The sequence below is a fragment of the Luteibacter flocculans genome (assembly GCF_023612255.1).
GTDB lineage: Bacteria > Pseudomonadota > Gammaproteobacteria > Xanthomonadales > Rhodanobacteraceae > Luteibacter > Luteibacter flocculans.
Genome location: NZ_CP063231.1, coordinates 1,480,300 through 1,494,603, shown reverse-complemented (window position 1 = coordinate 1,494,603; position 14,304 = coordinate 1,480,300). Strand labels below are relative to the sequence as shown.

Genomic DNA, 14,304 nt, shown 5'->3' with positions numbered 1-14,304 from the left:
TACCGAGACTCCTTCGCAGCGGCATTCCCCCTAGCCACTGTGGGCACCACCGGTTCATGGAACCGGCAACCGTTGACCTTCGAAGTAGAATCAATTCGCGATGCGGCGTCAATACGAATTTTTGCCGATACCGACGCATGCTGCATGGCATCAACATGCCAGTTCGACGTCATAGGCCTCGATCCACTCGGCGACCGAGAGCACCCGCTCCATGTCCGCGCGCTGATAGTGCAATGAACGATCGCCGTTCATCGGCCGAGTGGTCATCCGCCGCACCGTGCGCTCGTCGAACAAGGGACGCGCCGGATGATTTGGCGTATCGAGAAACGCAGCCACTCTGGCGCGTAGCGCACGTTCGTACGCAGGGTCTTGTGTCGACGGGTAAGGACTCTTTGTGCGCTCCACGATCGATCGTGGCAGGCGCTGCTCCACCGCCGCACGCAATACGCTCTTTTCCCTTCCATCGAACGCTTTCATATCCCAGGGAATGTTGAACACGTAATCGACCAGGGCGCTGTCGCAGAATGGCACACGCACTTCGAGGCCTACCGCCATGCTCATCCGATCCTTCCGATCGAGCATGAACTGGAGGAAGCGCGACATGTGCAGATAGGAGAACTCGCGCATGCGGGCATCGTGTGCCGGCTCCCCATCCAGCCGTGGCACCTCGGCCATCGCAGTCGCGTAGCTGTCTGCCTGGAACTCCTTCAGCCGCAGCCGCTCGCGCAGACCGCGATCCAGGATGTCGCCACCGTGAAACACGCTGCCGGTCATGGTGAGCCACGGGAACATGCGGGCTTGATGCACGGCGGGCTGATGGAACCACGCATAGCCTCCGAAGATCTCGTCGGCCGACTCGCCGGACAGGGCCACCGTCGATTCCTTCCTGACCTCCCGGAACAGCCGATAGAGCGAGGAGCACATGTCGCCCGAAAGATTCAGCGGCAAGTCGCTTGCGTGGAGCACCGTGCGATTCAGCGAGCCTTCGGCCAACTCGCTGCTGTCCAGCACGATGTCCGTATGGTCGCAGCCGACATGACGAACGAAGTCACGCACGAAAGGCGCATCATGCGACTTGTGCGGACCATCGTCCGCAAAGTCGTCGGACTGACCGACGAAGTCGACCGAGAACGTTCGCATCGGCTGCCCTTGTGCAGCCGTCGCCGCATGCGCAATGGCTGTGATGGCGGACGAATCCAGGCCGCCCGAAAGAAGCGTACACAACGGTACGTCGCTGACTATCTGCTGGCGGACCGCGCTCTCCAGCAGCTCCCCAACCCGTGCAATGGTCGCGGGGAGGTCGTCTTCGTGCGGCCGTGCCTCGAAACGCCAGAAGCGATCGGCCCGCATCCCTTCGCGGTCGAAGCGCAGCATCTCCCCGGGTTTTACCTCGTGGATATCCGCATAGGGCGTCCGCCCCGGCGTGCGAGCCAGCACGAAAATCTCGCGCAGGCCATCCTCGTTGGTGCGCGCGCGTACGTCCGGATGAGCCAACAACGCCTTCGGTTCAGAGCCGAACACGACCCCGTTGCCGATGCGCTGGTAATAGAGCGGCTTGACGCCCAGAAAGTCTCTCGCCAGCAGCAGCTGCTGGCGTCGCGCGTCCCACACTGCAAAGGCAAACATGCCCTCCAGTCGGCGGACCACGCCCTCCTCCCATTGGAGATAACCGCGGAGTACGACCTCCGTATCGCAGCGCGTCGTGAAGCGATGGCCAAGGGCCTCCAGCTCCGCGCGCAGAGCGGCGAAATTGTAGATCTCCCCGTTGTAGCTGAGCGCCACGGTGGTGTCCGTGCCGCCATCGTGCACCATGGGCTGCACGCCGCCAGCGAGATCGATCACGGCCAGGCGACGATGGCCCAGGCCGACGTGCTTATCCATCCAGACGCCCTGCCCGTCAGGTCCACGCGCGGCCAGCGTCACCGTCATGGCCTCGACGATGTGCCGCCGGTCTCTTATGTCCTGGCTGAAATCAAGCCATCCCGCGATACCGCACATCCTGCGTCTCCTTTGCCAGGCGTTGGTTGGATTGCGAACTGCCGCTTGGCGGCGTGCGCGACCGGAGTTTCAATGTGATACCGCGTAGCGTTGCGATGACGCCGCCTTGCTCATCCAGCACGCTCGCATGGATCGATGCCGGCTCACCCTCGGCGCGTTCGACCAGCACGTGGCACTGCCGCGGCAGGCCGCGATAGAGGCCAAGTTCACGGATGCCGGCGATCTCCACGTCGGCGGAAGGATCGTCGCGATCCACCCACGCGGTCACCGTGTCCGCAATCGCGCCAAACAACGACGGCTGCATAACGAAACGTTCGTCGGCCCCGCGGTCGTCGGCCGACATGACGATGCGTGCCAGGGCGAAAGCGCCGCTCATCCACAACGCATCGATGCCTGCATGCGCAGGTGCCATGCCGTGGCATCCGAGACTCGCATCCATGGCCGCACGCGACAGGGGATGTGCACGGCTGCGCAACGAGCGCAGGTCGTAACGCGGCAAGGTATCGGCTGGCTCGACCGTGGTCGGCAACAGCATGCCGGACGCAAAGCAGCGAGACGTATCGCCGGGACCGTCGCCAATGCGGAAGCGGATGCCGTCGCCTTCGTACTCGAGCACCGTCCGCACGAGATGCAGGTCCCGCTCCAGCGTCAGCATGTCCGGGAAGGCGACGTCGCGCAGCGTGGCGACGCGGCGTTCGCCGGCCAGGGTGCCGCATGCGGCGGCGATTTCCAGCAGCGCAGGCATCGACAGAACGGGCACGTCGTCGCGCAGCGTCGTCAACGGCGCTACCTCGTCCGCCCTGAGCCAGGAATCGAACGCGGTCTGGCGTAGCGTCGAGGCGTTGTAAGACACCCACGGATGCAAGCGCTCCTCGACCGACGGGACCGTGGCGACATCGGGCAGCGGCGCGGAACGCGCGATCCAATGCGATGTCGGCGCAAACGGATACCCCGGCATACCGACGGGCAGCGCGGCCCGTCCGCGTACGCGGGGCACCCATGCGCCCGCAAGCCAAGCAGCGATCACGGCCTCTGCCTGATCCGGCACGGCACCTTCCGCAGGCGCAGCGGTGGCAGCGCGTGCGTTCACGGATGCGACCTGTACGCGCGATGGGGAGCCCTCCACCCACGCCGCGAGTTCGCGCGCTACGTCGGCGGCGGCCACTCCACTGACGGCGAGCCGAACAGACATGGCTTCGCGTCGGGACACGGCTTCGCAGATCGCGCCCAGGGGTTCCGACGCATTCGTCATCCAGTGCGCAAACGCTGCTGCGTATGCGCGGAGACGATCCTCGTCCACCGCCGACAGCAGGAATGCGTGCGTCCGCCTCTCGTCGAAGGCCTTAGACGCAGGCGACGGTGGCGGGTCTTCCAGCACGATGCAGGCATTGACGCCGCCCGCGCCGAACGCATTGATCAGTGCTCTACGCGGACGTTGAGCCGGTGCAGGCCAGTGGCTGCCCGCATGCTGCAAGACCACCGCGGCCGCTGGGGCATCCGTGCGTGCGTGCAAGGTCGGCACGAAGCGACCATGACGCATCTGCAACAGCACCTTCGCGAGGGACGACATGCCGGCTGCTGCTTCGAGGTGACCGATGTTGCTCTTGACGCAGCCGAGGGACGCAGGAGCGGTACGCGTGGCGGACCCGCCCAGCACCTGCTCCAGCGCGCGCAGCTCGATCTCGTCACCCAGCGGTGTGCCGGTGCCGTGACCTTCGACGCAGTCGATCGAGTCGGGATCGATCTGGCCTGCGGCCAGCACACGGCGGATGAGCGACGCCTGGGCATTCGGGTTCGGTGCGGCATAGCCGTTGCCCCGCCCCGCATGTTCGAAGCCCGTCGCCGCCAGCACGCCATGGATCCGGTCGCCATCGGCGAGCGCGTCCGAGAGGCGCTTCAGGATTACGGTCGCCACCCCCTCGCCAGGCACGAATCCGTCGTCGCCCGCACCGAAGCTACGCGTAGCGCCATGCCTGGCGAGCATGCCACGCTGGCTCAGCGAGAGGTATTTCAACGGATGCAGATACAGGTTAACTGCACCGGCGACCGCTACCGCGCACTCCCCGCGGCGCAGGCTTTCGCTAGCCAGATGCAAGCCGACCAGCGCGGACGAGCACGCCGTATCGACCGGCATGCTCGGGCCACGGAAGTCGAACAGATAGGACACCCGATTGGCAATCGACCAAGGCAGGGACGTGGGTGTCTGCATGACGCCGTCGCGTCGGGCACTCTCCGCAAGCAAGGCATACGACTGCGTCGTGGTGCCCACGAACACGCCGACGTTCGCACCCTTGTCTCGCGGGTACGCCTGCCGAAGTCCCTGACGGGTGTAGCCGGCGTCTTCCAACGCATGCCATACCGACTCGACGAACAGGCGTTCCTGCGGGTCCATCACCGCCGCCTCATCGGCGGGAATGCGGAAGAACGCGGCGTCGAAATGGTCGACGTCGGGGATGAATCCGCCATGGCGACAACCGATGCGCCCGCGCGCCGCCGCGTCGGGCGATGCGTCGTACCACGCCTCCGCGTCCCAGCGCGATGCGGGAACGGGAACGATCGCCTCGCGACCGGACTCCAGTGTCTGCCAGAACGCATCCAGGTCCGCGCCGCCCGGGAAACGCCCGTGGATGCCCACGATGGCAATCTTCTCCTGGGCGTCGTCGTTGCGCGCCGCGGGCAGCATCACGACATGTGATGGCGCGGCGACTGCAGTGGCCATGGTGTGCTGTGGCGCGTGGCGCACAAGATACGCTGCCGCGGCACCCACCGTTTCCTGTTCGTAGAACAGTGTCTGCGGTACGTCGCCGGCAATGCCCCGCAGGCGAGCGGTCAGTCGGCCGATCGCCACGGAGTCGAGACCCAGGGCATCGAAACGATCGCTCTCGGTGATCGCCGCCATCGGCACGCCGGTTTCCTCCGCGACCAGTTCGCGAACGCGCGCAAGCATGTCGAACGACGCTACCGGTGCCAGGGGCACGTGCGCCTGCGGCGTCACCGCAGCCGAAGGAGCGTGAGGCGTAGCAGTCGCATGGGCCAGGCGAGCGAGATCGCCATGAAGAGGCACGACCACGTGCTCTCCCGCACGCAAGGCCGCGTGGAAATGGCGCAGGCCTTCGGTGGTCGACAGCGCGGCAATGCCGTTGCGACGAAGCAGCCGCTGCGCCTGCGCCGCGTCCACCCGCATGCCACCGTGTTCCCACAACGGCCACGCGATGCTGATCGTGCGACCGTTACATAGCCCCTGGTCGCGCCACGCCTCGCGCTGCGCGGCAAAGGCATCGAGGAACCGATTGGCATAAGCGTAGTCGGCCTGCCCAGGGTTACCGTTGACGCCGGCCATGGACGAGAACAGCACGAACAGATCCAGATCGAGATGACGGGTCGCGGCATCGAGTGCGAGCGTCCCGTCGATCTTTGCGCGCGTGACGTCGCGGAACGCATCGGCGTCCTTTTGCAGGAGCGCACCGTCGCGGCGCGTTCCTGCAGCGTGAATCACGCCATGCAGGGCGCCGAAGCGCTGCCGCACCTGATCGAGCAACGCTTCGACAGCGGCGGGATCGCTGACGTCGATGCTGGCGTACGCCACCTCGCCCCCTTCGGCAGCCATACGGGCCAGCTCACGCTCGCCCTCTTGGCCGAGCGACGAGCGCCCGACCAGCATCACGCGTGCCTGGCAGCGGCGCATCAGATCGCTGGCGACGATCCGCCCGAGCCCGCCGAGACCGCCCGTCACCAGGTAGGTGCCGCCGTGCCGGATAGGCGAGAGCAACGAGGCCTCACCAACGCCGGGTTCCACGCGAGCAACGCGTAGCGCGCGTTGCCAGGAACCATCGCTGCCGTGACGCGTATAGCGGACTTCGGCCGTCGGCGCCGTCGCCGCGGCCGCCTCGTCGAGGGCCAGACGCGTCCGTTCGTCGGCCGTGGCGGAAACGCCAGCGGCCATCGTCAGCGTGACGGTGCGCCACGAGGGCTGCTCCAGCGCGAGCGTACGGAGCAACCCGGCAAGCGCTTCCTGCAACGGTGCACCTTCGTCGACGATCGCGACCAGCGTAGCGGCCTGTCCTGCCTCCAGCATGGCGCGCACGAGAAGCATCAGAGCCAGCGCGTCGTCTCGTTCGTCCGTGGCCCGCCAGAGCACGTGGGTCGGCACGCCACCACTGGTGGCGAGACGCTGCACGAAGACGCGCATGGCATCGATATCCGCGTGTCGATCCTGCAGGCGCACGATACGGCCCGGTGCGGGCTGCATGTTCGCCACCGCAGCGATGGCAGCGTCCGTGTCGGCCACCAATACTGAGGAGACCGACGCGGACGCAAGCCGCGACGTCTCGGCCCAATGCCGCAGCAGACGCCCCGAGGCCGCCGGAAGGCCGGCGCCGTCGTCGGCCTTCTCAGGTCCGATCCAGCAACGCTGCCGCTGGAACGGATAGGTGGGAAGCGAAAGCCGCCGTGGACGCCGATCGCTGTGCAGCGGCGTCCAGTCCAGCGCGATGCCAAGCACCCACAGATGAACCAGTCGAGCCAGATCGCGGCGCGCGACGAGTTCACCGACGAAACGTCGCCCGACCTCGCCTTCCACCAGTCGCTGCGCATAAGGAGGGATCTGGCTCGCATGACCTGCGATCAGCCCGTCGTCGCCGCTCGAAAGCGGTGCGTCCGGCGTGGCAAAACGCGCGTCGGCCCATGCGTGCAGACGCATGGCGGCGTCGCGGCGGTCGGCGGCCACGAGCCCCAGGCGCGCGTCCATCGCCGTGCGCCCTACCTGCAGCGTGTACGCGATATCGTGCATCTCGCCATCGGCCGCGTCATCGAGGAACGTGGCAAGGCGACGCGCCTGCTGGGCCAACGCCACCGGGTCCCGCGCGGACAACACAAGGGCGACGGGGCCCTCCGCTGTAGCCGGCGATACCGTGTCGCGCCATTCCTCGATCACCACGTGCGCATTGCCGCCGCCCGCGCCGAACGAGCTGACGCCTGCCCGACGAGGCTGCTGCGCATCGGCATGCCACACCTCGGCGCGCCGCTGAACCTGGAACGGCGTGCTCGCGAACGCGATGTTGGGATTGAGTACATCGGCATGCAGCGTCGGCACGAGTTCGCCATGGCGCAGTTGCAACAGCACCTTCGTGACCGCTGCGATGCCCGCCGCCGCTTCGAGGTGACCTATGTTCGACTTCACCGAGCCGACGGCGCAGCCCTTCGACGATCCGCCGCGCGCGGCAAACGCGCGTGCGAGACCGGTGATCTCGATCGGATCGCCCAGTGCGGTGCCGGTACCATGCGCCTCGATGTAGGACACCGTGTCGGCTGCCACGCCTGCGCTCGTGAAGGCCGCTTCGATCACCTCCGCCTGCGCCACCGGGTTCGGCACGGTGTAGCCGCTGCTCTTGCCGCCGTGGTTGAGCGCACTGGCGCGCACGATGCCGTAGACGTGATCGCCGTCGCGCAGCGCGTGATCCAGTGGTTTCAGGAACACGGCGCCCACGCCCTCGCCGGGCACATAACCGTCGCCCCCTGCACCAAAGCTGCGGCAACGACCGTCCGTGGCCGCGAACCGCCCCTGGCTCAGGGTGAGGTACTTGTGCGGATGCACATTGGCATTGACGCCACCTGCAATGGCGGCATCGATCTTGCCGCGCCGGATCTCCTCGCAGGCGAGGTGCAGCGCCGTGAGCGACGACGAGCACATGGTGTCCACCGCCATGCTCGGCCCACGCAGATCGAGCAGCCAGGACACACGATTGGCAATCGACGCATACGACGAACTCGGCACGCCCTGCCCCGCGGCGAGCGCCTCGGCGCCGTAGAGTTCGTACTGACCCCACATCACGCCGACGAACACGCCGGTACGGCTGCCCGCGATGGCGGAGCGCGCGTAACCGGCGTCCTCCACGGCCTGCCACGCTGTCTCGAGGAACAGCCGTTCCTGCGGATCCAACAATGCGGCTTCCTTGGGCGATATACCGAAGAACAGTGGATCGAAACGGTCGATCTCGTCGAGGAAGCCACCCCAGCGCGTATACGTGGTGCCGGGCTTGCCCGGTTCGGCGTCGAAGTAACGGGCGACGTCCCAGCGATCCGGGGGCACGTCGGTGATGCAGTCGCGGCCCTCGCGCAGGTTGTTCCAGAACGTCACCAGGTCGGGGGCCATGGGATAGCGCCCCGCAAGGCCGACGATAGCAACGTCGCGTTCGCGCGGCGCCGCGGGGCTCGCGATGCCTGCGAAGCGACGCCCGCTGAGAGCCGTAGCCACCATGGGACTCGGCGCAGCGACGGGTCGTGCGGCACCTGCTTCGGCAGACGGAAATGCCGAAGGCTTCGCAGCAAGCAGGAAACTCGCCAGGCTGCGCAACGTGCGGTGCTCGTAGAAAAGCGTCTTCGACAGTTCGCCGAAGGTCTTTTCCAGTTCGGAAACCAGACGAACCGCCAGGATGGAATCCAGGCCATAGTCCTCGAACGGCGTGGCGGGATCGATCGACGATGCCGGCATCTTCAGGGTGGCAGCCAGTCGGACCCGCAGGACATCCTCGGCGCGCCCCTGTGCCGTGGCCGAAATTTCGGAAGCAGTGGTCGACGCAGGAAGCGGCGCCGCCTTTGGCGCTGCCTCGCGCGTCAGCGCAGCCACAGTCCGGCGCAGCCGTGCCACGTCGCCGCCCAGTACCGCGACATGCGGCGCGTCGCTCGCGATCACGGCGTGCAGTACGGCCAGTGCGCGTTCGCTATCCAGCGCACGCATACCCGTGGTCCGTGCAAGCATGTCGAGACGGTGCGCATCTGGACGCATCCCGCCTTCGGCCCACAGCGGCCAGCCGATCGATACGCTGCGTCCATGCCGCTCGCCCGCTACGACGCGACGTGCACGCTCAGCGGCGAACCCGTCCATATAGCCATTGGCCGCGGCGTAGTCGGCCTGCCCCACGTTGCCGAAGGCACCGGCAACGGAAGAAAAGAGGACGAACATATCCAGCGCCACGTCGCGCGTCGCGTCGTCGAGATGGCGCGTGCCGCTCACCTTGGGCCGGAGCAACGCCTTGAATTCGTCGCGGGTCTTGCCTGCCAACGGGCCGTCATCCGTAGCGCCGGCCAGATGCAGCACACCGTCCAACCGACCCTGCTCCGCCAAGATGGACGCCACCAGACGCCGTACGTCGTGCGCATTTTCGAGATCGAGCTGACGGTAGAGAACGTCCCCCGGCGCAACGGAAAGTGCCGCCGTCGCCTCAGCGTGCACCGCATCGGGCGCAGCACGCCCGGTGACAACGACCTGCGCACCTGCGCTGGCGAGATCGCGCGCGACCAGCCGACCGATGCCGCCCAGTCCACCGGTCACGAGGTAGACGCCGCCGCGACGGATGTTCACCGATGCCTTCGTCTCAACCGCCTGCTCGGTCCACGTGCGATGCCGCCAGCTTCCGTCGGCGTCGATGCGCACATGCACATGCCCGGCGCGAGCGGCCACTGCCGCCGCCGCGAACACACGCCCTGCGGTACGAACGTCGATCACGCACGGGGAAAGCTCCGGATGTTCCATCCCTGCGGTGGCAAGCAAGCCCGCCAGCGCCGCGACGCACGCGTCGTCGACGCCGGCCAGACATGCGACGCGCAAGGCCGGCGGCGAATCCATGGCGGCAAGCCGCTGGACAGTCACGAGGATATGGGCGAGCAGACCTTCGGCATCGTCCGATGCAGGAACGTCCAGTCGTTCGACGCTCGTTGCACCCAGCGACTCCGCAAAGGTTTCCGCAAGGTCGGACGGAGCGATAACGCACCAGTGCTCTCTTCCGTTCGTGACCTCGGAAGTATCGGCGAGCGGAGCGGACCACGAGGGCACGAAGGCAACGACGCTGTCCACCGAAGCGTCGTCGGGTACGCGCCGTACTGCAAGACCCTCGATACGAACGCATGGACGGCCGTGGCGATCCACGATGTCGATGTCGAAGCGCTGTTGCGTTGCGTCGTCCTCGGCGAGCCGACGCACCCAGGCGACCATCTCGCCAGCACAAGGCGCAGCCACCACGATACGACGGGCGGCAAAGGGCAGCCATGCGCCCTCTGCGCTGTCCAGCAGCGCGATACACGATTGCAGCGCGCCGTCGATGAGTTCCGGTGCCAGGCTATGTTCGCCCGGCAGCCCATGCCCGCTATCGAGTTGCACAAGCAACTCGTCCGCACCGCGCGCAACGTGGCGGAGCGTGCGATGTTCCGGCCCGTAGATCAGGCCCATCGCTTCGAAACGCGCGTACAAGGTCTCGACGTCGGCGTCGCTATCGGTCATCCGCGCCTTGAGAGCCGGCAGATCCAGCCCATCGAGCGCACCGTTCGCCAAGCGGGCGCGCAACCTCGCATGGCTGCGTATCGCGTCGCCGTCGACGCTTGCGATGGCAACGTCCACCTCACCAGCATCACCCAGCGACAGGCCGATATCGACGTCCACCTCGCCATCGACGAACAGCGGTTCAGCCCACACCATGTCTTCGAGTGCGACGAGTTGCGCACCCACGCGCGCCTCGGCCGGCATCGCGCGCTCGATGGCGGCATGCGCCATGCCGATCCACGCCGCGGCGGGCATCAGCGGGCGCGTAACGCCCCCACGCTTGTAGCGATGCGCCCGCAGGAACGATTCGTCGCCACGGAACGTCGAGCGGAACGCCTGCCGTCCAAGGTCCGACACATTCTCGTGCAACAACGGATGCAGCCGCGATGCCCCCGGTGCGATATCGGCCTTTGGCAGATCCAGCCAATAGCGCTCGCGGGCAAACGGATACGTCGGCAGGCTCGTCTTCGGCAGCGTCCGTCCGCCATGCAGTGCGGACCAGGGGATTTCCACGCCGCGTACCCAGGCCTGCGCCACGCGCTCCAACCGTCCCGCACTCGCCCAGCGTGCCACCGCGTCACGCAGCTCTGCGTCTTCGGCAAACCACGCCACCGCGTCACGATGCTGCTGCGCCTGACCGGCGAACAGGCCTTCGGTCTCCTCGCCTTCCAGGTACGCACGCAACTGTGCGATCGCACCCGGCACGTCCGCGGCCACGCACGCCAGCCGCTCGTTCATCGCCTCACGGCCAATCTGCAGCGTCCACGCCACCGAGGCCAGGGCCGCCGGGCGGTCTTCCAGGTAGGTCAGCAGGTCGGTCACCCGACCACGCAGGGCCTCCGCGGTGCGACCGGACAACACCAGCACCACCGGGCCTTCCGGCAGCGCCATCGCGGTCGCTTCGTACGCCTCCACCACCATGTGCGCGTTCGAGCCGCCCGCGCCGAACGACGACAGGCCCGCCATCCGCGGCGCCCGACGTCCCTCGACCACCGGCGCCTCCCACGCGCGCAGCGTCTGGTTCACCGTGAACGGACTCGACGCAAAGTCGATATGCGGATTAAGCCGTGCCGAGTGCAGCGAGGGCACCACCTGACCATGGCGCATCTGCAACAGCACCTTGGTCAGCCCGGCGATGCCCGCCGCGGCTTCGCAATGGCCGATGTTCGATTTGGCCGAACCGATCAGGCAGCCACCTTTCTCCGCCGCGGGACCAAACGCCCGCGACAAGGCGGCGATTTCGATGGGATCGCCCAATCGCGTACCGGTGCCGTGGGCTTCGACATAGCCGATCCGGCGCACGTCCACACCCGCTTCGCTCAAGGCGCGCTCGATCGCAGCCGCCTGCGCCTGGGGGTTCGGTACGGTGTAGCCGTTCGTGCGACCGCCATGGTTCAACGCACTGCCACGGATCACCCCGTGGATCACGTCGCCGTCGCGCTCGGCATCGGCCAGGCGCTTCAGCACCACCGCGCCGACGCCTTCGCCCGGAATATACCCGTCACCACCTTCGCCGAAGCTCTGGCAATGGCCCTCGCTGGAAATGAACTGGCCGGCCGACAAGGCCAGGTACTTGTTCGGGTGGATCGTTACGTTGACGCCACCGGCGATCGCCATCGCCGTGCGGCCCAGGCGCAGGTCCTGGCAGGCGAGATGAATCGCGGTCAGCGACGAGGAGCACATCGTGTCCAGCGTCATGCTCGGACCGTGCAGGTCCAGCGCGAACGACACACGGTTGGCCGTGCTGGCGAAGCTGCCGGCGACGCCCAGGCGTTGGCCGCGCACGCTCGCTTCGGCCGCGAACAGCTGGTACTCGCTGTACATCATGCCCACGTACACGCCGACGTCGCCGCCCGCAGACAGCGCCGCGCGCGTATAACCCGCGTCCTCGATCGCCATCCAGGCGTGCTGCAGGAACAGGCGTTCCTGTGGGTCGATGCGTTGCGCCTCCGTCGGCGACATGCGGAAGAAGAGCGGATCGAACTCGTCGACGCCTTCGATGAAACCGCCCCAGCGACTGAAGTGCCGTCCCGCAGCTGTGCGGTCCTCGCTGTAGTACTCCCGCCAATCCCAACGGTCGGCCGGTACTTCCACGACGCTGTCTATGCCATCGCGCAAGTTGGCCCAGAAGGCGTTCAAATCACGCGCACCCGGATAACGGCCGCTGATGCCGACAATGGCAATGGGTTGCGCGTCGGCCGTCTCACGCGCCGTCGTTCGCGGCGCGCCGAAGCGCTGGCGTGCACGTGCGGCACGCGGTTGTGCTCTTGCCGCTGCCACCTGGGTGATCACGGGCGTCGCGGCCTTGGCGCCCCCGAACAGTCGAGCCAGCGCCTCCGGATGGGCTGCGGCAAGATGCGTCGCCAAGGCATCGAGGTCACGGTATTCGAAAAGCAGCGTTTTCGGTTGCGGGCCGAACGACGCCTCGATGCGCCGCGTCAGCTTCATCGCGACGATCGAATCGACGCCATAGTCTTCGAGCGACGCGCGCGGATCGATGCGTTCCACGCGCAGCTTCAACGTCTGGGCGAACTCGCGGCGCAGATGGTCGCGAAGACGCGCGAGTACGTCCGCGCCGTCGGTCACGACCGGTGCCGGTTCGGCGGCGACGCGCGGGAGCAACCTGACCTGTGCGGCACCGCTGACGAGCGCGGCGACCAGTGCGGCGGGTAGCTCTGCCGGATCGAGGACGGTCCAGGAGAGTGCGATCGTCGCACCACGCCGATCGCCTCCTTCGACCTGAGCACGGCGTTGCGTCACGAAGCCGGTGAACGAACCGTTCGCCGCATCTTCGGAAGCACCTGCGACGAAGAAGTCGAGGTCTGCCGTTGCCGTGGCGGCATCGATGTCGGCGAGCACGCTCTCCGCGAGACTCCCATCGCAGGCCACGACGCCACGCAACGGATGGAGCGACGTCGTGAGCGACGACATGGCAGCACGATCCGGGATGTCCTGATGCCAGGATGCGCGTCCCTGCGCCCTTGTGATGAATTCGGCGGTGCGTTCGCTGTTCGCTTCGCCCGACCCAAACCCGATGACGCGTGCATGACGCGTGCGGGACAAAATGTCGTCCGCGATGGCACGACCTGGCCCTTCGATCACATCGAACACGAGGTAGGACGCATGTTCGCGCCACAGGCATTCGCCGGCCCTGGCCGCTTCGTCCAGTGCTCGCCACGTGCCGCCAGCATCGGCCACGGCCAGCCGTGGTGGCGCCCGGCGTCCCTTGCTGGCCCCATGCAGCGCACGTGCCGACAGGCCGCGAAGCAGTACCAGGCTGCGACCTTCGTCGTCCAGCAGATCGACGTCGAAGTGACGCACACCGGCATCGCTGCTGGTCCTTCCCGGCCGCACCCAGGCCCACACTTCGGGCGGCAACGGCGCAAGCACACTGACCTGCTCGACCGCAAAGGGGAGATGCGGCTCACTCACGTCATCGATGAGTGCGAAACACGCCTGCAGAGCGCCATCCAGCATGCCCGGGGGCATGGCGAACGCACCGCCGCCGCCCATGTCGTCGCAACGGATCAGTCGGGCCAGCGCATCTGAATCGCCTCGCGAAAGCGTCGCGATCGTACGGTGGCTCGGCCCATAGAGCAGGCCCATAGCGGCAAAGCGCGCGTAGAGCCGGCTCACATCGATCGCCGTAGGCATGGTCGCGGACAGGGCGTCGACATCGATCGCCTCGGGTAGCTCGCGTTCCACCCATGCCGCGCTCAGTTCGCCATGCACCTGTACTGCATCGCCTTCGCCGCTCAGCATGTCGACGTCGAAAGCGCCGTGATCGTCCGGCGATACCGTCACCAGAAGCGACGACACGCCCTTGGCAACGAATGGCGCGATCCACGCCGCATGCCGCAACTCGATCACCGGGCGTCGTGCGTCTTCCGGGGTCGCACGGAGCAAAGCGGCATACGCCAGTTCGAGATAGGCTGCGGCGGGAAGCACTGGCGTGGGCGAACCACCAAGCAGAACCTGGTGGTCGAGAAGGA

2 protein-coding genes (1 of these 2 only partly in view) are annotated in these 14,304 nt (G+C 67.0%); both read right to left on the bottom strand.

What is annotated here, in order from left to right:
* Window positions 1-150 precede the first annotated feature (150 nt).
* The gene (gene asnB / locus IM816_RS06340) at window positions 151-1,998 is read right to left on the bottom strand and encodes an asparagine synthase (glutamine-hydrolyzing) (RefSeq protein ID WP_250340226.1); all 1,848 of its coding nucleotides are present in this window, start codon (window positions 1,996-1,998) and stop codon (window positions 151-153) included.
* Window positions 1,973-14,304, bottom strand: partial view of an SDR family NAD(P)-dependent oxidoreductase gene (locus IM816_RS06335; RefSeq protein WP_250340225.1) — the 3' portion only. Its footprint extends 217 nt past the window's final position; 12,332 of the gene's 12,549 nt are visible here — the last part of the coding sequence; the start codon falls outside the window, past its right edge — the gene reads right to left on this strand; it ends in the stop codon at window positions 1,973-1,975. Before IM816_RS06335 ends, asnB begins: the two co-directional genes overlap by 26 nt.